Source organism: Lysobacter silvisoli (assembly GCF_003382365.1).
Lineage (GTDB): Bacteria > Pseudomonadota > Gammaproteobacteria > Xanthomonadales > Xanthomonadaceae > Lysobacter > Lysobacter silvisoli.
Genome location: NZ_QTSU01000001.1, coordinates 2,059,857 through 2,081,540, shown reverse-complemented (window position 1 = coordinate 2,081,540; position 21,684 = coordinate 2,059,857). Strand labels below are relative to the sequence as shown.

Sequence of the window (21,684 nt, the reverse complement as noted above, 5' to 3'; positions counted from 1 at the left end):
GGCGTCGGCGGTAGCGTGGTTAGCATTCGCCCGATTCCGCAAGGAGACAGGGCATGCATGCGCAGCGATCGCAAGGCTTCACGCTGGTGGAACTGCTGATCGCGATTTCGATCGTCGCGATACTGTTGGCCTGGGCCTGGCCGAGTTTCCAGGACAGCCTGCGTTCCAACCGCGTGGCGACCTCGGCCAACGAACTGATCGCCACCATGAGCCTGGCCCGCAGCGAGGCGCTGCGCAGCCCGCAAGGCGGACGCGTGTGCACCAGCGAGGACGGACTGCGCTGCGGCGGCGACTGGAGCAAGGGCTGGATCGTATGGACCGATCGCAACGCGGACGGCGCGCCCGCTGGCGATGAGGTGATGCGCTACGTGCCCGCGCCGGCGCAGGTCGACCTCAGCGCCAGCGCCAACGCCGGCAGCGCCACCCAGTTCCGCTTCGACGCGCGCGGCCGCGTGGCCGATGGCAATGCGCGCGAGTTCGTATTGCAGCCTCAGCAATGCCAGAGCGGCGCCGAGCAGGTGCGCCGGATCGTGTTGGCAGCTACCGGACAGTTGCGCTTGCGACGGGCGGCCTGCCCATGAGCGCGCCGCCGCGCCGTCGTGCCGCCGCCGCGGGCTTCACCTTGCTCGAGGTGCTGATCGCGCTGGTGGTGATCGCACTGGGCCTGCTCGGATTCGCCATGCTGCAGACCTTGAGCGTGCGCTACGCGCAAAGCGCGAACCTGCGCACCCAGGCCACCAACCTGGCCTACGACCTGCTCGATCAGGCCCGCGCCAACCGCAGCTATGCCGCCCAGTACACCGCGATCACCGCGGGCAGTTTCGGCGGCGTGACCGGCAGCGACTGCTCGCGCCCGGTGGCGGTGGTGACGCCGGCCGCGTCGATGGCGCGCTGGCGCTGCCAGGTGCGCGCCACGCTGGGCGGCGGCGCCAACGCCGACGTGGTGCTGGCCGGCCCGCAGATGACGGTGACGATCCGCTGGTCCGACGCGCGCGGCGCGGTGGGCGAGGTCGGCGCCAACAGCAACGGCAGCGTCAGCATCGGAACCCGGCTATGAATCGTGCCCACGTGTTCCGGTCGCACGCCGCCGGCTTCAGCATGGTGGAGCTGATGGTGGCCCTGGCCCTGGGGACCTTCCTGATGATCGGCCTGTTGCAGGTGTTCGACGCCTCGCGCATCACCTACAAACTGTCCGAAGGGCTGGCGCGAGTGCAGGAAAACAGCCGCTTCGCCATGGACTACCTGCAGCGCGATCTGCGCATGGCCGGGCATATGGGCTGCGTGGCCGACCAGAGCCGGCTGTTGTCCCTGTCCAACCGCGGCTTCCGTTCCGCGTTCGCCGCGCAGACCTGGCCGACCGAGGCCCAGTTGGAGACCACGCCGGAGCAACTGCATTTCCACACCGCCATCCAGGGCTTCGAAGCCGCCAACACCGCGCCCGGCGGCGCGCTGACCCTGCCGGCGGCGGCGACCTGGTCGGGCTCGCCGGCCCTGCCGGCCTATGTCAGCGCCTTGTCGCCGGCGCCGATGGCCGGCAGCGACGTGGTGGTGTTGCGCTACTTCTCCGCCGAAGGCGCCACGGTGGTGTCCAGCCTGGGCAACGAACTCAGCGTGGAAACCGCCAGCTGGGACGGCCTGGTGGCCAGCGGCGGCGTCGACGCGCCGGGCCTGTTCGCGGTCGGCAACTGCCAGCGCGCGATTCCGTTCCAGGCCACCTCGGTCGCGCGCGGCGGCAGCCGCACCACGTTGACCGTCGCCGGCGCCGGCCTCAACCGCAGCGATCTGACTACCGAAACGCTGGAAGGCAGCACCCTGTATCGCGCCGAGAGCGAGGTCTATTACGTCGCGCTCAGTCCCGATGGCGGCGAACCGACCCTGTACCGGGCGCGTTACACCGCGGCGCCCGGCAGCGGTGCGCTCGGCCTGGTCGGCGGCGCGCCGGAGCCGTTGGTGGAGGGCATCGAAAACATGCAGCTGATCTACGGCCAGGACTTGCAGACCAGCCCGGATCAACCGCCCACCGGCTATGTCGCGCGGCAGAACGTCGCGCAGGCGGTGCAGACCGGTAGCGACAAGCGCGTTTGGCGGCGCGTGGGCCTGGTCCAGGTGGCGTTCCTCAGCCGCAGCACCGAGCGCGCGGGCGTGGTCGCGCAGACGGCCATGCCCGCGTTGCAGGTGTTGGGCGTGCGAGTGACCCCGCCGGCCGACGGCCGCTACCGCAGCGTCTACGAATCCAGCGTGGCCCTGCGTAACCGCCTCTACGGCAACTGAGGAGCCGAACATGCGAGCCGCCGCCGTCCGCCGCCGTCCTCCCAGCCGCGCCCAGCAGCGCGGCGCCGTGCTCTACGTGGCCATGATCATGCTGATCCTGCTGGCCTTGTTGGGCATCGTCGGCATGCAGGTCACCGGCCTGCAGGAGCGCATGTCGGCGAACTACAACCGGGTCAACGTCGCCTTCCAGAACGCCGAAGCCCTGGCGCGGCAGCGCGAGTCGGAGGTGCAGTCCGGCCTGTTCAGTGCCAGCGCGCGCTACGTGGCCGACGACGAAACCTGCAGCCGCTTCGATCCCACGCGGTGGTCGGACCCGGCCAGCAACCGCGACGCGCGTGCGGTGCGCACCCAGCGCATCGATGGCTGTCCCGGCGGCATGCCCAGCAGCCTCAAGGCGGGCGGGCGCAAGAACGACACCACCGATGACGCTTACCGCGTCACCGCCCTGGCCGGCGATCGCGATGCCGATCCGGCCTCGATCGCGGTCGTCGACACCATCTACATTCCCTGACGGACGCTGCCCGCATGAGCCCTTGGACCCTGTGCCGCGTCGCCGCCGTCTTGCTGCTGGGCGTGGTCTTGCTGGACCGTAGCCAGCCCGGCGCCGCGGCGGTCGGCGACTATACGCTCGCCGACCAGCCCCTATATCTGGGCGGCAACGCACCGCCGCTGATGATGCTGGTGGCCTCGCGCGACGAACAGTTGTTCGACAAGGCCTACACCGACTACACCGACATCAGCGGCGATGGCGTGGTCGACAATACCTACAACAACCGCATCGATTACGAAGGCTACTTCGACCCCTTCCTTTGTTACGTCTATGCCTCCGGCGTATTCAAGGCCAAGCCCGAGCGCAATACCGATCACAAGTGCGGCGGCAGCGCCTGGAGCGGAAATTTCCTCAACTGGATCACGATGAGCCGCCTGGACGTGCTGCGTTACGTGCTGTACGGCGGCATGCGCACCACCGACACCGCCACGGATACCGTGCTGGAGCGCGCCCACATCCCCAGCGACATGCACGCCTGGTCCAAGATCTACACCGGCGACGACCTGCAGCAATACGTGGGCATTGCCGCCTCCGGCAAGTCGATGACGTTCTGCAACGTCAGCCTCGATGCCGCCAGTGCGCCTTTGATGCGCGTGGCGCAAGGGCGCTTCCCCAGTTGGGGCGTCACCGAGTTCACCCAATGCATCGCCCAGACCGGGGCCAGCGGCGTGTCGGAAGGCAACGGCGACCGCCCGACGACGATCACCGACTTCACCGTGCGCGTGCGCGTGTGCGATCCGGCCCTGGCCAGCGATGCTTCGCGCGAGAGCTTCTGCCAGCGTTACGGCACCAGCTTCAAGCCTGTGGGCCTGCTGCAGGAATTCGGCGAGTCCGGACGCCTGCGTTTCGGTCTGGTGTCGGGCAGCTACAGCGCGCCGCGCGCCGGCGGCGTGCTGCGCAAGAACATCGGCCGCTTTGCCGGCAATGGCAGCAATCCCGCCGCCTGCGCCGTGGGCGACGAGGTGCGGCTGTCGGACGGTACCTTCTGCAATCAAGCCGCGGGCAACGAGGGCATCGTCAACACCTTGAACCGCTTCCGCCTCGTTGCCTGGAACGGCAGCAACACCGCGTGGAACGGTACCAGTTGGGCCGGCGACTGCGGCGGCTGGGGGGCGACGAACCGCACCGACATCGGCTCAAGTACCATCACCGATCCCGGCAGCGGCTACGCTTGCACGCCCTGGGGCAATCCCATCGGCGAGATGTACGCCGAGGCGCTGCGCTATCTAGCGGGACAGACAACGGCCACAGCTGCCTTCGTCGCCAATCCCGGTAACGACATCAGCGGCGGTCCACGGCCGGCCTGGCGCGATCCATACGGCGCTGCCGCTCCGGCCAGCCAGTACGGCGGTGGCAACCCGTATTGCGCCGATTGCAGCGTGATGATTTTGTCCAGCGGCACCAATACCTACGACGGCAATGCCGTGCCGGCGGTGCCTGGCCTGCAGGCCGCGGCCGCGGCCACCGATGCCCTGGGCTCGGATGAGGGCATCAACGGCAAACGCTACTTCGTCGGTTTCGGCGCCCAGGCGCCGAACGATGCCAGCATGACCGGCAACCTGGCTTACTCGCACCGCTTCGTCTGCAGCTCGACCCTGATCAACAATCTGTCCTACGTGCGCGGCATCTGCGACGACACGCCCAACCGCGAAGGCAGCTATCTGATCGGAGGCCTGGCCAAGGCCGCCAGCTCCACCGATTTGCGGCCGGGCCTGCCGGGCAAGCCCGCGACGGTCAAAGTCGACGTGACCACCTATGCCGTCGCGTTGGCCGACTCGCTGCCCAAGATCGAGATCAAAGCCGGCGGCGGTACCTTGAGCCTGACGCCATACTGCGTGGCCTATCCCGACGCCTCTTATGAGAAAACTTGCCAGCTCGGCGATACGCTGGCCGGAGCGCAGCCCGCAGCCAATGGCGTGACCTATGGGCGCGACGTGGCCGCGGACGGCAGCGCGGGTAGCTTCATGTTCAGCTGGGATGGCGCGCCCGAGGGCGAATCCAACGACCGCGACTTCGTCTACATGCTGACCTATTGCGTCGGAGCGGCCTGCAACGCCGACACCAATGCCGCTTTCGATGGCGCCGACATCTGTTGGGGCAGCGCATCGGCAGCTTGTAGCGGGTCCAATAACCGGCCCATCGTGGGAGCCAACGAAGTGCTCGTGCGCACGGAGCTGATCGGTGTCTCCAGCGGCGATCCGCTCTACGTCGGCTTCGGTGTGTTCGGCGGCAACCGCGACGGCACCTATCGTGCGGTATATCGCCCACCGCCGCCGAACGCCGGCAGCGCACCGCCCTGCAACGGCTGCGCGGCCGGCGCAGGCTTCAATCTCCTGACCAACGCCACGCCGAACGGGACCAACTACCGCATGACCGGTCCGGTGAACAACGCCTGGCGCCAGCCCAGCGTCGAGCGTTTCGCCGTGACCGGCGCGGCCAGCGGTTCGCTGCCCAGCCCATTGTGGTATGCGGCCAAGTACGGCGCCGCCGACGCCAACGGCGACGGCCGCCCGGACTGGGACACCGACGGCGATGGCCAGCCCGACAACTACCTGATGGCGCGCAATCCGGCCAAGCTCAAGTCGCAGTTGCGCGCGCTGATCGGCAAGGCGCTGGGCAGCGCGCCTACCAGCGGCGGCAGCTCGTCCGGCGCGCGCCTGGCGACGGGCTCCTCGTTCACCCTGCAATCCTCGTTCCGGGTGCCGGACAATTCCGCCGACTGGACCGGCGATCTCGCCGCCTACGAGCTCAATGCCGACGGCACCCGCGGTCCGCAGCGCTGGAGCGCCGCCACTCGCCTGGCCGGGCGCTCGGCCGGCAGTCGCAATATCCGCACCACCATGGCATCCACGGTATTGGGCGGCAACGGCAGCGTGCACACGATGGTGGCGGCACGCGAGTTCACCGCCTCCAATCTGGCCGGCTATGCGCCCGCGTCCACCGCGCGCGCGCGCCTGGGCTTGGGCCTGCTCGACGAGCTCTGGCTGAAGGGACAGAGCGACGCCAATCTGGTCGACTATCTGCGCGGCGGGCTCAATGCGGCGCCGTTCCGCGTGCGCAGCGCGCTGCTGGGCGACATCGTCAATTCCTCGGTCGAGATCGTGTCCGCGGGCGACGACTACGGCTACGGCGCCTGGGACGGTGCGGCGTCGCCGGCCTGGAAGTCCGCACTGGGCAAGAGCTACAAGGCCTTTCTTCAGGGCAAGAACGCCAACAAAACCACGGCATATGCGGGCGCCAACGACGGCATGCTGCACGCCTTCGACGCCACCGCGGCCGGCGGCGGCGAGCGCTTCGCCTACATTCCCTCGACGGCGCGCGAACGCATGGGGCAACTGGCCAACCCCAACTACCGGCACGCGTACACGATGGACGGCGAGATCGTCAGCGCGGACGTGCCCGCCGCCGCCGATGGCAACTGGCGGACCTTGCTGGTAGCCGGCGCCGGAGCGGGCGGACGCTCGGTCTCGGCGCTGGATGTAACCGATCCGGACCGCTTCGGCGATGCCTCGGTGCTATGGGAGTTGCGCGGCACCGACGGCAGCCACGCGGTGTTGGACGATCTGGGCCATGTGTTCGGCCGGCCGCTGATCGTGCCGGTGTCCGGGCCCTCCGGACCGCGCTGGATCGCGTTGTTCGGCAACGGCGCCAATTCCTATGCCGGCGCGCCGGTGCTGTTCGCGGTGGACGCCAACACCGGCGAGGTGCTGGCCCGCCTCAAGCCGGCCGCGAGCGCTTACGCACAGCGCAACGGCTTGATCAATCTGGTGGCCTTGGCGCGATACAACAGCGACGGGCTGGTCGACACCGTGTATGGCGGCGACCTGCAGGGCAATCTGTGGAAATTCGATCTGTCGGCGGCCAACGCCGCGTCCTGGAACATTGCGCTGGGGGGGCAGCCTCTGTTCAGCGCGAAGGATGCCAACGGCAATGCCCAGCCGATCACCGGCGGGCTGGACGTCGCCAGCGGACCCGGCGGCGGCGTGGCCGTGTATTTCGGTACCGGACGCTATTTCGCTTCCGGCGACGAATCGCTCCCCGCCAATCCCCCGGTGCAGAGCCTGTACGCGGTCTACGATCGCTGTGCCGCTGCCGACTGCACTGCGCGTATCGCCGGCCGCGCCAGCCTGGGCGAGCAAGCGCTGCAGGCGCAGACCGCCGACGCCGCCGGCAACAGCAGCCGCAGCGTGAGCCAGGTGTCCAGCGGCAACGACGGCTGGTTCCTCGATTTGAAGGTCGGCGCCACCGGCAACGGCGAGCGGTTCATCGGCGTGCCCCGGCTGCAAAGCGGCAAGGTGTTCTTCACCAGCTTCGAAGTGCAGGGCGACGACTGCAAGCCCGGCGTGCGTAACTGGCGCTACGGGCTGGACATGTATTCCGGTGCCGGCGCATTCGACGGCCTGCGCAAGCCAGGTGGCGACGCGGCCTGCCCCAGTGGAGGCTGCGGCGCGTACTCCGGTGCCGACGACACCGGCGCGCCCGACCGCTCCACCGACATCTATCTGCTCAAGCCGCCGCCGCAGCCGAGGGAATGCGCGACCGGCAGTACCGATCCGGCTTGCCAGGGCACGCCGGGCGCCGGTCCGACCGATCCGAATCAGATCCCCCGCTGCCAGTTGACGCTGGAGGGGCAGGTCTATATGGACCGGCCCTGCGGGCGGCAGTCCTGGAGGCAGGTGCGATGAGCGGATCGATGCGGACACGGGCCGCGCGCGGATTCACCCTGATCGAGCTGATGGTGGCGGTGGCCATCGTCGGCATCCTGGTCGGCATCGCCTATCCGGCCTACCTGGACAGCGTGCGCAAGTCGCGGCGCGGTCAGGCCAAGGCCGACCTGCTGGAGCTGGCGCAGCGCGCCGAGCGTTTCCACACCCAGGGCAATAGCTATGTCGGCTTCACCGCCAGCTTGTCGGCGGCGGATTTGCGTTCGCCGCGCAGCGGCACCCCTGCCTACAGCTTGCGCGTGTCCGGCGAAACCGCCAACAGCTTCGTCCTGGAGGCCGCGCCGGCCGGCGCGCAAGCCGACGATACCGCTTGCGCGACCTTGTCTTTGAACCAAGCGGGGGTCAAGGGCGCGACGGGCAGTTCGGGCGCCGGCTATTGCTGGTGATTGGCCTCTCTAGGGCATGCAAGGAACAAGCCCAGCGGACTTCGTCGTTGCGTACGCGCGACGTCGCGCACAGGGCGTTTGGATACCGCTAGGAAAATCCCGACACGGCGTCGGGCATCGCGCCGATGCACGGGGCCGGCGCAGGCGCGCAATCTGGTTCCGCTCCGGATCGCGGAGCGCCACCGCTTCAGGGAGAAGGAACTCATGCGTATTTCCAACAACGGACGTCGGTCGCTGGCGGCGGCGGTTTGCGCCGCGGCACTGCTGTGGGTCTCGAGCGTTGCCGCCGCCGAGTACGTCGACGCGGCCAGCCATTTGAGCAGCGAAGCGGAGATAAAGGCCTGGTACGGCCTGCAGCACGGCCTGCGCGAGAATTTCGACGAGATTTGCGGCGATACTTTCTGCGAGGGCGATTACTCCAACATCCAGTCGCTGCGCTTCCGCTGTTCGGTGGATCGCTTCAGCGGGGTGCTGGGCCAGTGCCTGTGGCTGTTCGCCGCCAGCAACGAGAGCGTCGATCCGGCCACCGGCAAGGTCGCCGCGCGTTTCCAGCACTGGCGTTGCCGTTCGCCGCTGGCGCCCGGCACCAATGTGCAGGCGCTGCTCGGCGCCCTGGCCGGCGAGCGCCCGCTCTACGCGGTGCTGCCGGGTACCGGACGCAGCTTGTACGACGGCTTGGTCGACTGCCTTTAGGCGCTGGCCGCCTGTTTGCGGTAGCGGGGCAGGGGCCCATCGCTGCTGTCGTTGCCGTTGCGGCGCAATCTGGCGCGCGCCGCTTCCGTTGCCGTCGCAACAGCGGCGTGGTTCGGCGCGGCATCGGAACGCCGGGTTCCAAGGGTGGGCCGGCTGGCGTCCGGGGAACGGTGGCGGCCGCCGCCTGCCACGCAGCCCGCGCGGGCCATGCCCTTTGGCCCAGGCCGGCCGCCGTTCGCCGCTGCTAGGGTGGCCTCGGGGACAGTCACGACGGTCGCGCGCGCATCGCGCGGCCGCCGGCGTGGCGCTCCGCCGCCCTTCGCGCCGCCCTTGCGCGGCCTGCACCGGAACCGACCATGCGCGCAATCGCCCCCTTGCTGCTGTCCCTGGCCATCCTGTCCGTGCCCGCCTGGGCCGCGTCGCCCGCTCCGGCCGTGCCCGCGCCGGAAAGCCTGCGCATCAAACACGAGAAGATCGTGCTGCCCAACGGCCTGACCGTGCTGGTGCACGAGGACCACAGCGTGCCGCTGGTGGCGGTCAACGTCTGGTACCACGTGGGCTCGCGCGACGAGCGCCGCGGCCGCACCGGATTCGCCCACCTGTTCGAGCACTTCTTCTTCAACGGCAGCCAGAACTACCCGCACGGCTTCCGCGAGGCGATGGACGACCTGGGCGCGAACAACCGCAACGGCACCACCAACACCGACCGCACCAACTTCTTCGAGGACGTGCCGGTGTCGGGCCTGGAGCGCACCTTGTACCTGGAAGCCGACCGCATGGGCTTCCTGGCCGGCAACATCAACCAGGAGATGCTCGAGCGCGAGCGCGGCGTGGTCCAGAACGAGAAGCGCCAGGGCGAGAACCAGCCTTACGGCCGCGTGTTCGACCGCCTGGTGCAGCTGATCTATCCGTACTCGCATCCGTACAGCTGGTCGACCATCGGCAGCATGGAAGACCTGCAGGCGGCCAAGCTCGACGACATCAAACAGTGGTACGCGACCTATTACGGCCCCAACAACGCGGTGCTGTCGCTGGCCGGCGACATCACGGTAGAGCAGGCGCGCGCGCTGGCGAGCAAGTACTTCGCCGCGATTCCGCCCGGCCCGCCGCTGCCGCGCATCCAGACCTGGGTGCCGGCGCTGGAGCAGGACCTGCGCGACACCGTGCAGGACCGCGTGCCGCAGCACCGCATCTACCGGGTCTGGCACCTGCCGCCGATGGGCGAGCGCGACGTGCACGCGATGGAGCTGTTCGCCAGCGTGCTGGCCGGCAGCGAGAGCGCGCCGCTGAGCAAGCGCCTGGTGTTCGATACCCAACTGGCCACCGACGTCTCGGCTTCGGTCTGGGACAAGCAGCTGACCAGCACCTTCGTGGTCACCGTCGACGTCAAACCCGGCGCCGATCCGCTCCAAGCCGAGCGCGAACTGGACGCCACCCTGGCCAAGCTGCTCGCGCAGGGCCCGGCCGCGGCGGAATTGCAGCGTGCGCGCAGCCGCTACCTGGCCGACTTCGCGCGCAACAGCCAGCGCCTGGGCGGCTTCGGCGGCCGTTCCGACGTGCTGGCCGAAAGCGAAACCTATTTCGGCGATCCGGAGGCCTACCTCAAGCGGCTGAACGATCTGGCCGGCCTGAGCCCGGCCCAGGTGCAGTCGGCCGCGCGCGAATGGCTGGGCCGCCACCACGCGACCCTGACCGTGGCGCCGTTCCCGCAGCTCAGCGCCGGTCGCGACGGTTTCGACCGCAGCCAGCTGCCCGCACTGGGCGCGCCGCCGCAGGTCGATTTCCCCAAGGTCCAGCGCACCACGCTGTCCAACGGCCTCAAGGTCATGTTGCTGGAGCGCCACTCGGCACCGCTGGTCAACGTGGCGCTGGCGGTGGATGCGGGTGCCAGCGCCGATCCGGCCGATGCGCCCGGCACCTCGCGCTTCGCCCTCGATTTGCTGTTGAAGGGCACCACCAGCCGCGACACCTTCCGCTTGGTCGACGAGCGCGACGCCTTGGGCGCGACCCTGGGCGTGGGCAACAGCCTGGATCAGTCGCTGGTCTACCTGACCGCGCTGCGCCCGAACCTGGGCGGGTCGCTGGCCTTGCTGGCCGACGTGGCGCGCAACCCCGCGTTCCCGGCCGACATGGTCGAGATCCAGCGCAAGCAGCAGCTGGCCGCGATCGAGCAGCAGCGCGCCAGCCCCGCCGGCGCGGCCACGCGCACGCTGCCGCCGCTGCTGTTCGGCCCCGGCCATGCCTACGGCAATGCCGGCGGCAGCCTGGGCAAGGAGGCGTCCGTCGCCGCGCTGCCGCGTTCAGCCCTGCAGTCGTGGCACGCACGCTGGTTCGTGCCGTCCAACGCGACCCTGATCGTCGCCGGCGACGTGACCATGGACGCGCTCAAGCCCGAATTGGAACGCAGCTTCGGCAACTGGCAGGGCGGCGCCGCGCCGCAGAAGTCGCTGAGCGCAACGCAGTCGCCCGGCCGCGGCAAGGTGGTGCTGATCGACAAGCCCGATGCGCCGCAGTCGGTGATCCTGGCCGCGCACCTGGGGCCCACCGGTGCCAGCGACCAGGACCTGGCGCTGGAAACGGTGATGCGCAACTTCGGCGGCATGGCCACCTCGCGCCTCAACCGCAACCTGCGCCTGGAAAAGCACTGGTCCTACGGCACCTCCGGCGGCCTGTCCGGCGCGCGCGGCCCGCGCGCGTTCACCGTGATCGCGCCGGTGCAGACCGACAAGACCAAGGAGTCGATGGTCGAGGTGTTGAAGGAGATCCGCGGCGTCGCCGGCGCGCGTCCGCTGGCCGGCGAGGAGTACGAAAGCATCATGCGCAGCCAGGTCGCGCGCCTGCCCGGGCGTTTCGAGACCCTGGACTCGCTGATCGCCGCCGGCGGCGACATCGCCAACACCGGCCGCGCGCCGGAGTATTACTACGATTACGCCCAGCGCCTGCGCGCGTTGGACCCGGACGCGCTGGCGCGCGCCGGCAAGGTCGTCCAGCCCGACGAGCTGGTGTGGATCGTGGTCGGCGACCTGAAGAAGATCGAAGCCGGCGTGCGCGAACTGAACTTCGGCGAGGTGGTGCGGGCGCAGGCGGAATGAACCTAGGTCGCGGCGACACCGTCATCGCGGACGCTGCTAGGCCAGGCCGGTCACCGGACCTTGCACGTATGCGAACTTGAGCTTGGGCAGGCGGCTCGCGAGCCGCCGCCCCGCGTCGTTCGACACGCGGCCGCAGGCGGCTGTTGAGACCGGTCTCGTGGAATCCGAACGCGGGCGAGCCGAAGGCTCCACGTAGCCCTCGGCGATTGATCTCGTCGACGCAGTCCCGGAGAGCATCGAAGATTCGATGCCCAGGCAGCTGGTATGGGCCAAGTCGTGGCTTAGGAGGAAACGCCCTTCCCGTTTGATCGGCATCGCGCTTCCCGAGATCAGGCATCTGGCCCGATGAGTCAGTCTTCCAGATACGGATCCGCGATCCCCAGCCCCGCCAGAATCTCGCGTTCCAACTGCTCCATGCACTCGGCTTCGCGTTCGTCTTCGTGGTCCCAGCCCAGCAGGTGCAGGGCGCCATGCACGGTGAGGTGGGCGTAATGCGCGACCAGCGGCTTTTTCTGTTCGCGCGCCTCGCGCGCCACCACCGGCGCGCAGATCACCAGGTCGCCCAGCAGCGGAAACTTCACGCCCTTGGGCAGGCCTTCGGGGATTTCGGCGGGGAAGCTGAGCACGTTGGTGGCGTAGTCGCGGCCGCGGTAATGGCGGTTGAGCGCGCGGCCTTCCTTGCTGCCGACGACGCGGATCGCCAGGTCGGCCTCGCGGATGCGGCTGTCCAGCGCGGCGGCCACCCATTTGCGGAAGCTCACCGCGGCGGGGATGCCGGTGCGCGGCACCGCGTAGTTGATCGCGACATCCAGGCGGACGGGGCCTCGGGTCATGGGCGCGGGCTCAGGCGTTGGGGCCGGTCTGCGCGGTCTCGGCGTCGCGCGCGTCGTAGGCGGTGACGATGCGCGCCACCAGCGGATGGCGGACCACGTCGCGCGCCTCGAAGAAGGTGAAGCTGATGCCGTCGACGTTGCGCAGCACGTCCAGCGCGTCCTTTAGGCCCGACTTCACGTGGCGCGGCAGGTCGATCTGGGTGAGGTCGCCGGTGACCACCGCGGTGCTGCCGTAGCCGATGCGGGTCAGGAACATCTTCATCTGCTCGATCGTGGTGTTCTGCGCTTCGTCCAGAATCACATAGGCATCGTTAAGCGTGCGTCCGCGCATGTAGGCCAGCGGCGCGATCTCGATCACGTTCTTTTCCAGCAGCTTGACCACCTTCTCCACGCCGAGCATTTCGTACAGGGCGTCGTAGAGCGGGCGCAGGTAGGGGTCGACCTTCTGGGTCAGGTCGCCGGGCAGGAAACCCAGCTTCTCGCCGGCTTCCACCGCCGGGCGCACCAGGATCAGGCGCTGCACGCGCGACTCGTTCAGCGCTTCCACCGCCGAGGCCACGGCCAGGAAGGTCTTGCCGGTACCGGCCGGGCCGATGCCGAAATTGATGTCGTGGGTGGCGATGGCGTGCAGGTACTTGGCCTGGTTGGCGCCGCGCCCGCGGATGGTGCCGCGCTTGACCCGGATCGCCACTTCCTGCGGTTCGATGTCGGCGTTGACCAGGCCGTCGGCCTGCGCTTCGGCCAAGGCCAGGTGGATCGCGCCTTCGTCCAGCGTTTCTTCGGCCGCGTCCTTCCACAGCTGGCGCAGCAGCCTTTCGGCCTTGTTCACGGCCGCGGTCGGGCCGACCACGCGGAACACGTTGCCGCGGTTGGCGATTTCCACGCCCAGGCGCAGTTCGATTTGGCGCAGATGGCCGTCGAACGGGCCGCTGAGGTTGGCCAGGCGTTCGGTTTCGGCCGGTTCCAGGACGAATTCGGAGGTGGTGCGTGCGGACATCGGGGGAGCGTCTTCCATGGGCCGCGGCATAGCATCGCGGCGGGTGTGTCAGCTTGCGCCTGCGCGCGCGGTTTGGCAAAGCCCGGCGCGTGCGCCGTTCAGTCCGCGCGCGTGCGGCCGCTGCGCCAGGCGCGCAGCACCGCCCACGCGCCGTAGTCGGCGAGCAAGGCCGAGCCGATCAGCCAGATCCAGGTCGTGCCGTCGGCCGCGAACGCGCCATGGCGGAACGCGCGCATCGCGCCGCGCAGCAGGCCCAGCGCGCCTAGCCCCAGGAACCAGAAGCCCAGCGCGCCGCGCGCTAGCAGGGAAGGGGAGGCGGACGGGGCGGGCATGGGGGATAGCGCGAGGCGGCTGGGGTGTTGCGGCGATTAGACCACTGCGTTGCAGGTTGCGCGCGTTTGCGGCGATGGCGCGAATTCGGCTGCCGATGCGCGTAGCCCGCGCGCTTCGTGTGCGGCTAACCGCCGCAGGGCGGGCATCGTCAGGCGGTCCTGCGTCCGGCGAATCCAGGCGTTGCTCCAAGGGCCGGGACGGCGGCGTGAGTACACGGCCTGGCGCGCGCTGGAATCGCGGCGTTTCATGCGCCGCCTGATTGCGGCGAAACGCAACGGACGAGTTCGTCGCGACCCACCGGAGCGCGAGCCACCGCGTCGCCCGGGCTGTTTCGCTAGCGCGCATACAACCCCATCGTCATTCCGGCGAAAGCCGGTACCTATTTCGATGCGCGCCACGCGCTCGCGGCGGTGAGCACCTGCCCAATGGGTTCCGGCCTTCGCCGGAATGACGGGTGTGGGGACATTGGAAATAGGTGCGGAAGCGGCATTGCGTCGGAACCGTCGTTTCGGCGTTGGACGCCGAGCCGACTCCGTCAGCTCCGTCCGCCGGCCCTGTTGCCACGAACGCAGCCGGTCTAGGGGGCTGCGACATCTCGGCTATCCGGCGCCGGATCGTGCCCATGCCGAGCCCCGCGGCCCCTACCGTCCGTCGGCTCGCTCTTGCGATCTAATTAAACATTGAATTAAATATGCCTCATGACCTCCGAAGCGCCCCCGAAACCCCGCCGCCCGCGCAAGACCGCGGCCGCCAAGCGCGCCCCCGGCCGCCCCGCCGCCGACGGCCCCGATCTGCGCTCGCGCATGCTCGACGCGGCCATCGCCTGCTACACCCGGCAGGGCATCGCCGCTACCGCGCTGCGCAGCATCGCGGTTGAAGCCGGGGTCAACCCGGCGTTGGTGCATTACTACTTCGGCGACAAGGACCGGCTGCTGGAGGCGGCGATCCAGGAGCGGATCCTGCCGGCCATCGCGATCCTGCGCGAGCCGCTGGCCGCCGCGGGCGGCGACATGGCGCAGACGGTCGCGGCTTTCGTCCGCGGCATCGGCGACACCGTCGCCCAGCACCCCTGGTTCCCGTCGCTGTGGGTGCGCGAAGTGCTGTGCGAAGGCGGCGCGCTGCGCGATCTGCTGGTCGACCAGATCGGCCCGCAACTGCCGCAAATGCTGGCCCAGCGCTTCGCCCAGGCGCAGCGCGACGGCCAGCTCAACCCGGACCTGGACCCGCGCTTCCTGGTGGTGTCGCTGGTCGGCCTGACCCTGTTCCCGATCGCCGGTGCGCCGGTCTGGCAGCGCGTGTTCGGGGTGGAAACCTTCGATGGCGCCGCGTTGCGCGAACACACCATCGCCTTGCTCGACCGCGGCCTGGGCTGCGGCTGAGGACACCTCCATGAAACGCATGCACAAGCGGAGCGCCGCCATGTCTCGCTCGCACTGGATCCTCCCCGCGTCGCTGGCGCTGCTGTTGGGCGCCTGCGGCGAAGACCGCCCGCAGGCCTTGGGCACGCTGGAGTGGGACCGCATCACCCTGCCAGCCCCGGCCGCGGAAAAACTGGTGCGCATCGACGTGCGCGAAGGCCAGCGCGTGGCCGCCGGTACGCCGCTGCTGCAGTTGGAAGTCGCGCGCACGCGCTCGCAGTTGGACGCGTTGCAGGCGCAGGCGCGCCAGGCCGACGAGGCGCTGGCCGAACTGCAGGCCGGCCCGCGCAGCGAGGCCATCGCCCAGGCGCGCGCCAGCCTCAACGCCGCCCAGGCCCAGGCCGCCGATGCGCGCGCCTACTACGCGCGCCTGCAGCCGCTGGGCCGGCAGCGCCTGGTCGCCGCCTCCGACGTGGACCGCGCGCGCGCCGCCGCCGGCAACGCCGACGCGCAGGTGCGCGCGGCACAAGCGGCGCTGCTGGAACTGGAACACGGCACCCGCAGCGAACAGCTCGCGCAGGGCCGCTCGGCGCTGGCCGCGGCGCAGGCGCAGGCCGCCGCGCAGGCGGTCACCCTGCAGAAGCTGGACGTGGTGGCGCCGCGCGCCGGCACCGTCGACAGCCTGCCGTACAGGCTCGGCGACCAGGCCCCGCTGGGCGCGCCGCTGGCGATCATGCTGGTGGGCGATGCGCCCTATGCACGCGTGTACGTGCCCGAGCCGATCCGCGCCAGCGTGCGCGTGGGCCAGAACGCGCGCGTCTACATCGACGGACGCGAGCAGGCGCTGCCCGGGCGCGTGCGCATGATTCGCAGCGATCCCAGCTTCACGCCCTATTACGCGTTGACCGGCAAGGACGCCGCGCGCCTGAGCTACCTGGCCGAAGTGACCCTCACCGGCGCCGATGCCGCGCAGCTGCCGGCCGGCCTGCCGGTGCGGGTCGAGTTCGCGGCGGCCGCGCCATGAACGCCGGCGGCGAGCAGGCCCCGGCGATCCGCGCGCGCGGCCTGAGCAAGCGCTTCGGCGAACTGCTCGCGGTGGACTCGGTCGACCTGACGGTGCCGCGTGCCTGCGTCTACGGCTTCCTGGGCCCGAACGGCTCGGGCAAGTCGACCACCATCCGCATGCTCTGCGGCCTGCTCACGCCCAGCGCCGGCGAGATCGAGGTGCTGGGCCTGCGCATTCCCGAACAAGCCGAAGCCTTGCGCCGGCGCATCGGCTACATGACCCAGAAGTTCTCGCTGTTCGAAGACCTCAGCGTGCGCGAGAACCTGGAGTTCCTGGCCGCGGTACAGGACATCCCCAAGGCGCAAGCCGCAAGCCGCATCGACGAACTCATCGCCCAGTACCGCTTCGAAGACCGGCAGAAGCAATTGGCCGGCACCATGAGCGGCGGCCAGAAGCAGCGCCTGGCGCTGGCCGGCGCGGTGATCCACCAGCCCGAACTGCTGTTCCTGGACGAACCCACCAGCGCGGTCGATCCCGAGTCGCGCCGCGATTTCTGGGAAAAGCTGTTCGAACTGGCCGATGCCGGCACCACCCTCCTGGTCTCCACCCACTATATGGACGAGGCCGAGCGCTGCCACCGCCTGGCGATCCTGGACCGCGGCGTTCTGGTGGCCGACGGCACGCCGGCCGAACTCACCGGAGCGCTGGCCGGCCGCACCCTGGAAGTGCGCGCGCAACAGCCGCGCCAGGCCCAGCGCGCGCTGCTGCGACTGCCCGGCGTGCTCAGCGTGGCCCAGATCGGCAACGACCTGCGCGTGCTGTCCGCGGCCGGCGGCGACGTCGCCGCGCAGGCCCGCCAGGCGCTGGCGCAGGCCGGCCTGCAGGCCGAGGTCGGCGCCTCGCAGCCCAACCTGGAAGACGTATTCGTCGCCGCCACCCGCGGGCGCGAGCAGGGCGGCGGCGCCGCGCAGGAGCGTGCCGCATGACCCTGCGCCGGCTCTGGGCCGTGGTGATCAAGGAGCTGCGCCAGCTGCGCCGCGACCGCATCACCCTGGCCATGATCGTGGGTATCCCGGTGATGCAGCTGGTGCTGTTCGGCTACGCGATCAACCTCAACCTGCGCGGCCTGTCGGCCGGCATCGCCGATCAGGCCGGCACCGCCGGTTCGCGCGCGCTGGTCATGGACATGATCGCCACCGGCGTGATCGAGCCGACAGTGGAGGCGCGCACGCCGCAGGAACTGATGGCCCGGCTGCGCCGCGGCGAAATCAGCGTGGGCGTGGTGGTGCCGCCGGACTTCGAGCGCCGCCGGGTCGAGGGCCGCGAGGCGGTGCAGGTGCTGGTGGACGGCAGCGACACCGTGGTCCAGAGCGCGGCGGTGCAATTGGCGCAGCTGCCGCTGGACAGCGCGGCCGCGGCGCAGCGCAAGATCGTGCCCGGCGCCGACGCGCCGATCGGCGTGGTCGCGTTCTACAACCCGGAGCGGCGCTCGGCGGTGAACATCGTGCCCGGCCTGATCGGGGTGATCCTGACCATGACCATGGTGCTGTTCACCGGCGTGGCCATCGTGCGCGAGCGCGAACGCGGCAACATGGAACTGCTGATCGCCACCCCGATCACCCGCGCCGAACTGATGATCGGCAAGGTGCTGCCTTATGCGGTGATCGGCCTGGTCCAGACCACGGTGGTGCTGGCGCTGGGGCTGACCCTGTTCCAGGTGCCGATCCAGGGCAGCGCCCTGGACGTGTACCTGGCCGCGGTGCTGCTGATCCTGGCCAACCTGACCCTGGGCCTGATGATCTCGACCAAAGCGCAGTCGCAGTTCCAGGCCATGCAGATGACCTTCTTCGTGTTTCTGCCCTCGATCCTGCTGTCGGGTTTCATGTTCCCCTTCGCCGGCATGCCGCGGGTGGTGCAGTGGCTGGCCGAGCTGCTGCCGCTGACCCACTTCCTGCGCTTGATCCGCGGGGTCATGCTGCGCGGCGCGAGCCTGTGGGAGCTGTGGCCGGACGTGCTCGCGCTGGTGGCGTTCACCGCGGTGATGATGACGCTGGCGATCCTGCGCTTCCGCAAGCGCCTGGACTGAAAGCCCGGAGCAATCCGGTCTTCGATCCGGCTGCGTATGTCAATACGAGTCCGTCGCCCGCACTATCGATTACTGTGCGGCCTATCAAGAATCGTATGAAGCGCGCGCGCTAGCATCCCGTCCCACGGATGAACAGGGGGCGGTATGAAGGGGACGGCGTTGCGCATGGCATGGGCGAGCGTCAAGCCGCGCCTGTGGTTGCTGCTGCTGGTACTGGGCGTGGTATTGCTGCCGCAGCGTTGGCTGCGACTGCCGACGCCGCCGCCGACCGCGTCCGGCGCGGCGGCCAGCGCGAGCAAACCGCCTCCGTCCAAGTCCGGCCCGATGCCGGCGCAGTTGTTGATCGAAGACGCGGCGGCCGCGCATTTCCTGGCCCAGGGCACCTTCGGCCCGACCTGGGACGACATCACCCGCGTCCAGCAGCTGGGCTACGAAGGCTGGATCGACGAACAGGTGTCGTTCCCGGTGTCCTCGCAGCTGCGCTTCCTCACCGCGGCCAGCGCGGCCACCGGCCAGGACGTGCGCCGCGACTGGCGCCTGGATGCCTGGTTCGTGCACGCGCTCGGCGGCCGGGATCCGTTCGATCCGCAGCTGCAGCACCGCGACCAACTGCGCCAGCGCGTGGCCTTCGCGCTCAGCGAAATCCTGGTGATCTCCGACGCCAACTCCGACCTGCTCGGCAACGCCCCGCACGGCGTCACCGACTACTACGACACCCTGGCGCGCGGCGCCTTCGGCAACTACCGCGACCTGCTGAAGAAGGTGACCCTGCACCCGACGATGGGCCTGTTCCTGTCGATGATGCAGAACCAGAAGCCCGACGCCGCGCGCAACATCCGTCCGGACGAGAACTACGCGCGCGAGATCATGCAGTTGTTCAGCGTGGGCCTGGTGCGTCTGAACCCCGACGGCACGCCGATGCTGGACGGCAACGGCCGTCCGATCCCGACCTACGGTCAGGAAACGGTGAAGGGCTTCGCCCACGTGTTCACCGGCTGGACCTTCGACGGCTGCCGCGAGTTCGAGTGCTACTACTACGACTCCGACGCGCCGGCCTGGACCCGGCCGATGCAGAACCATGCGGCCTACTACGCCTCGGCCCAGTCCAAGCAACTGCTGGTGTACCCCGGCGTGAGCCTGGCCGGCGGCGTGCTGCCGGCCGGCGGCACCGGGCCGGCCGACCTGGACGCGGCGCTGGACAACATCTTCAACCACCCCAATGTCGGCCCCTTCATCGGCAAGCAGCTGATCCAGCGCCTGGTCACCAGCAATCCCAGCCCGTCCTACGTGGCGCGCGTGGCCGCGCGTTTCGACAACAACGGCCAGGGCGTGCGCGGCGACATGAAGGCGGTGATCAAGGCGATCCTGCTCGATCCGGAAGCGCGCGATGCGGCCTACCGCCCCAGCCATTTCGGCAAGGTGCGCGAGCCGTTGCTGCGCCTGACCCACCTGTGGCGCGCGATGAAGGCGCGTTCGCGCTCGGGCTTCATGGACGAGTTCTGGACTATCGGCTACGGCATGGGCCAGGCGCCGCAGTCGGCGCCATCGGTGTTCAACTTCTTCAGCCCGACCTATTCGCCGATCGGCGAGCCCACCCAGCTGGGTCTGGTCGCGCCGGAAATGCAGCTGGCCACCGACTTCATGCTGCCCAGCACCGAAGGCTACCTGGGCAACAAGATCTACGAGGTCTGGCTGGGCGCGCCGGATTTGAGCGAGCACGAGATCTCGGTCGACCTCAGCGCCGAGATGCCGTTCGCGACCCGGCCCACCGACCTGATCAACCGCTACAACGTCCTGTTCCTGTCCGGGCAGATGTCCACGCGCATGCGCAGCGAACTGCTGGCGCGCCTGAACGAGATGCCGGCCGCCACCGAGGAAGATCGCCGGGTGCGGGTGCAGGAAATGCTCTACCTCATCGTCAATTCGCCTGAATACGTGGTGCAGAAATGAAGCGTCGGCAATTTCTCAGCAGCGCCATCGCGGCGGCCCTGGGCGGCGCCGGCCTGTATTCGGCACGCGGCAACCTGGGCCTGCTCGAAGCGGCCACCCGCAGCTACGGCCCCAACGCCTTCAACGACTACAAGGCCTTGGTCTGCGTGTTCCTGTTCGGCGGCAACGACGGCCTGAACATGGTGATCCCGCGCAGCGACCCGCACTACGGCCGCTACGCCAGCGCGCGCGCGACCCTGGCCGTGCCGCGCACGAAGCTGCTGGCGCTGACGCCGCAAGCCGGCGGCGGCGCCTCCGACGGCGCCGACTACGGCCTGCAGGCCTGCACCTCCGACAACGACAGCATCGGCATGAGCGGCCTGCAGGGGCTGTTCAACAACGGCCGCGCGGCCGTGCTGGGCAACGTCGGCACCCTGATCCGGCCGGTCACGCGCGCGCAATACCGCGCCGGCGGCGCCGAGGTGCCGCCGCAGCTGTTCTCGCACAACGACCAGCAGGCCTATTGGCAGATCTCGCGCGTGGACGGCAACGGCCTGGGCTGGGGCGGGCGCATCGCCGACCTGCTGCACGACGCCAATCCCGGTGCGTTCATTCCGATGAACATCGCGCTGAACTTCGAAAGCCTGTTGCACCGCGGCCAGAACGGCAATCAGTACGTGATCGGCAACGAAGGCCCGCGCACCTTCAGTTATTTCGAATGGGACGGCGAGACCCGGCGGCGGATGCTGGCGCTGATGCAGCAGGGCAGCCAGTCGCACGCCTTCGAGCGCAGCTACGCCGACGCGTTCCGGCGCGCGCGCGAGAATGCCGACGCCGTCTCCACCGCGCTGGAATCCTCGGCGCCGCTGGCCACGCCGTTCCCGAACAACGAACTGGGCCGTCAGTTGAAGATGGTCGCGCGGCTGATCAAGGTGCGCGGCGTGCTCGGGCTCAAGCGGCAGGTGTACTTCGTCTCGGCCGGCGGTTACGACCACCACGACCGCCTGCTGGCCGAGCAGCCGGTGCTGCTGTCGCAGCTGTCGCAGGCCATGACCGCCTTCCACCAGGCCACCACGGAACTGGGCCTGGCCGACAGCGTCACCGCGTTCACCGCCTCGGATTTCGGCCGCACCTTGTCGTCCAACGGCGACGGCTCCGACCACGGTTGGGGCAGCCACCACCTGGTCGTCGGCGGCGCGGTCCGCGGCGGGCGCTACTACGGCACCATGCCCACGCTGCAGAACGACGGCCCGGACGACGCGGGCTGGGGCCAGATCATTCCGACCACCTCGGTGGACCAGTACGCGGCCACGCTGGCGCGCTGGTTCGGCGTGGGCGATTCGGAACTGAACCTGATCTTCCCCAACCTGGGCAACTTCGCCACGCGCAACCTGGGTTTCATGGCCTAGCGCGGCGGCGCAGCGAT

General features: G+C 69.4%; 17 protein-coding genes. 14 read left to right on the top strand and 3 right to left on the bottom strand.

The genetic code is table 11. From position 1 onward, the window contains the following. The first annotated feature begins 53 nt into the window (after positions 1–53). The 8 genes from DX914_RS09240 (at position 54) to DX914_RS09205 (ending at position 11,716) form a co-directional block, all read left to right on the top strand. Complete coding sequence (locus DX914_RS09240) at positions 54–581, top strand: GspH/FimT family pseudopilin (protein ID WP_115858690.1); 528 nt, start codon at positions 54–56, stop codon at positions 579–581. After that, positions 578–1,057 carry a type IV pilus modification protein PilV gene (pilV, locus tag DX914_RS09235; protein WP_115858689.1) on the top strand — a complete coding sequence of 160 codons (480 nt, stop codon included), beginning with the start codon at positions 578–580 and terminating at the stop codon, positions 1,055–1,057. Before DX914_RS09240 ends, pilV begins: the two co-directional genes overlap by 4 nt. Beyond that, on the top strand, positions 1,054–2,271 hold the full coding sequence (locus DX914_RS09230; RefSeq protein ID WP_115858688.1) for a PilW family protein: 1,218 nt from the start codon (positions 1,054–1,056) through the stop codon (positions 2,269–2,271). The genes pilV and DX914_RS09230 overlap by 4 nt, the downstream gene beginning before the upstream one ends. A gap of 10 nt (positions 2,272–2,281) precedes the next feature. Beyond that, the gene (locus DX914_RS09225) at positions 2,282–2,782 is read left to right on the top strand and encodes a pilus assembly PilX family protein (protein WP_115858687.1); all 501 of its coding nucleotides are present in this window, start codon (positions 2,282–2,284) and stop codon (positions 2,780–2,782) included. Positions 2,783–2,796: 14 nt separating this feature from the next. Then, positions 2,797–7,506, top strand: a complete 4,710-nt coding sequence (locus DX914_RS09220) for a pilus assembly protein (protein ID WP_115858686.1) — start codon at positions 2,797–2,799, stop codon at positions 7,504–7,506. Positions 7,507–7,514: 8 nt separating this feature from the next. Further along, positions 7,515–7,931 (top strand): type IV pilin protein, encoded by a 417-nt coding sequence (locus DX914_RS09215; protein ID WP_115858685.1) that lies wholly within the window; start codon positions 7,515–7,517, stop codon positions 7,929–7,931. Between the two features lie 204 nt (positions 7,932–8,135). Continuing rightward, positions 8,136–8,624, top strand: a complete 489-nt coding sequence (locus DX914_RS09210; protein ID WP_115858684.1) for a hypothetical protein — start codon at positions 8,136–8,138, stop codon at positions 8,622–8,624. A gap of 356 nt (positions 8,625–8,980) precedes the next feature. Beyond that, positions 8,981–11,716, top strand: a complete 2,736-nt coding sequence (locus DX914_RS09205) for a M16 family metallopeptidase (RefSeq protein ID WP_115858683.1) — start codon at positions 8,981–8,983, stop codon at positions 11,714–11,716. Between the two features lie 350 nt (positions 11,717–12,066). Here the strand turns inward: DX914_RS09205 and ybeY are convergent, their stop codons facing one another. The 3 genes from ybeY to DX914_RS09190 form a co-directional block, all read right to left on the bottom strand. Beyond that, the gene (gene ybeY / locus DX914_RS09200) at positions 12,067–12,549 is read right to left on the bottom strand and encodes an rRNA maturation RNase YbeY (protein ID WP_115858682.1); all 483 of its coding nucleotides are present in this window, start codon (positions 12,547–12,549) and stop codon (positions 12,067–12,069) included. Positions 12,550–12,559: 10 nt separating this feature from the next. Beyond that, the gene (locus DX914_RS09195) at positions 12,560–13,546 is read right to left on the bottom strand and encodes a PhoH family protein (protein ID WP_115858681.1); all 987 of its coding nucleotides are present in this window, start codon (positions 13,544–13,546) and stop codon (positions 12,560–12,562) included. 98 nt (positions 13,547–13,644) lie between these two features. Then, positions 13,645–13,878, bottom strand: coding sequence for a hypothetical protein (locus tag DX914_RS09190; protein ID WP_115858680.1), 234 nt, complete (start codon positions 13,876–13,878; stop codon positions 13,645–13,647). Positions 13,879–14,577: 699 nt separating this feature from the next. Here DX914_RS09190 and DX914_RS09185 point away from each other — a divergent pair. The 6 genes from DX914_RS09185 (at position 14,578) to DX914_RS09160 (ending at position 21,667) form a co-directional block, all read left to right on the top strand. Continuing rightward, on the top strand, positions 14,578–15,258 hold the full coding sequence (locus tag DX914_RS09185) for a TetR/AcrR family transcriptional regulator (RefSeq protein ID WP_115858679.1): 681 nt from the start codon (positions 14,578–14,580) through the stop codon (positions 15,256–15,258). Between the two features lie 40 nt (positions 15,259–15,298). Further along, positions 15,299–16,261, top strand: coding sequence for an HlyD family secretion protein (locus DX914_RS09180; protein ID WP_115859204.1), 963 nt, complete (start codon positions 15,299–15,301; stop codon positions 16,259–16,261). A 26-nt stretch (positions 16,262–16,287) separates the two neighbouring features. Further along, complete coding sequence (locus tag DX914_RS09175) at positions 16,288–17,229, top strand: ABC transporter ATP-binding protein (RefSeq protein WP_115859203.1); 942 nt, start codon at positions 16,288–16,290, stop codon at positions 17,227–17,229. Next, entirely contained in the window at positions 17,226–18,329 is a 1,104-nt protein-coding gene (locus DX914_RS09170; RefSeq protein ID WP_115858678.1) for an ABC transporter permease, read from the top strand. Before DX914_RS09175 ends, DX914_RS09170 begins: the two co-directional genes overlap by 4 nt. 165 nt (positions 18,330–18,494) lie before the next feature. Next, on the top strand, positions 18,495–20,279 hold the full coding sequence (locus DX914_RS09165; RefSeq protein WP_158549225.1) for a DUF1800 domain-containing protein: 1,785 nt from the start codon (positions 18,495–18,497) through the stop codon (positions 20,277–20,279). Continuing rightward, the gene (locus DX914_RS09160; RefSeq protein WP_115858676.1) at positions 20,276–21,667 is read left to right on the top strand and encodes a DUF1501 domain-containing protein; all 1,392 of its coding nucleotides are present in this window, start codon (positions 20,276–20,278) and stop codon (positions 21,665–21,667) included. The genes DX914_RS09165 and DX914_RS09160 overlap by 4 nt, the downstream gene beginning before the upstream one ends. Positions 21,668–21,684 lie beyond the last annotated feature (17 nt).

Excerpts from the sequence above, each read along its gene's own strand:
- DX914_RS09240 (WP_115858690.1), top strand. The coding sequence starts at position 54 with ATGCATGCGCAGCGATCGCAAGGCTTCACGCTGGTGGAACTGCTGATC.
- pilV (WP_115858689.1), top strand. The coding sequence starts at position 578 with ATGAGCGCGCCGCCGCGCCGTCGTGCCGCCGCCGCGGGCTTCACCTTG.
- DX914_RS09230 (WP_115858688.1), top strand. The coding sequence starts at position 1,054 with ATGAATCGTGCCCACGTGTTCCGGTCGCACGCCGCCGGCTTCAGCATG.
- DX914_RS09225 (WP_115858687.1), top strand. The coding sequence starts at position 2,282 with ATGCGAGCCGCCGCCGTCCGCCGCCGTCCTCCCAGCCGCGCCCAGCAG.
- DX914_RS09220 (WP_115858686.1), top strand. The coding sequence starts at position 2,797 with ATGAGCCCTTGGACCCTGTGCCGCGTCGCCGCCGTCTTGCTGCTGGGC.
- DX914_RS09215 (WP_115858685.1), top strand. The coding sequence starts at position 7,515 with ATGCGGACACGGGCCGCGCGCGGATTCACCCTGATCGAGCTGATGGTG.
- DX914_RS09210 (WP_115858684.1), top strand. The coding sequence starts at position 8,136 with ATGCGTATTTCCAACAACGGACGTCGGTCGCTGGCGGCGGCGGTTTGC.
- DX914_RS09205 (WP_115858683.1), top strand. The coding sequence starts at position 8,981 with ATGCGCGCAATCGCCCCCTTGCTGCTGTCCCTGGCCATCCTGTCCGTG.
- ybeY (WP_115858682.1), bottom strand. The coding sequence starts at position 12,549 with ATGACCCGAGGCCCCGTCCGCCTGGATGTCGCGATCAACTACGCGGTG.
- DX914_RS09195 (WP_115858681.1), bottom strand. The coding sequence starts at position 13,546 with ATGTCCGCACGCACCACCTCCGAATTCGTCCTGGAACCGGCCGAAACC.
- DX914_RS09190 (WP_115858680.1), bottom strand. The coding sequence starts at position 13,878 with ATGCCCGCCCCGTCCGCCTCCCCTTCCCTGCTAGCGCGCGGCGCGCTG.
- DX914_RS09185 (WP_115858679.1), top strand. The coding sequence starts at position 14,578 with ATGACCTCCGAAGCGCCCCCGAAACCCCGCCGCCCGCGCAAGACCGCG.
- DX914_RS09180 (WP_115859204.1), top strand. The coding sequence starts at position 15,299 with ATGTCTCGCTCGCACTGGATCCTCCCCGCGTCGCTGGCGCTGCTGTTG.
- DX914_RS09170 (WP_115858678.1), top strand. The coding sequence starts at position 17,226 with ATGACCCTGCGCCGGCTCTGGGCCGTGGTGATCAAGGAGCTGCGCCAG.
- DX914_RS09165 (WP_158549225.1), top strand. The coding sequence starts at position 18,495 with ATGGCATGGGCGAGCGTCAAGCCGCGCCTGTGGTTGCTGCTGCTGGTA.
- DX914_RS09160 (WP_115858676.1), top strand. The coding sequence starts at position 20,276 with ATGAAGCGTCGGCAATTTCTCAGCAGCGCCATCGCGGCGGCCCTGGGC.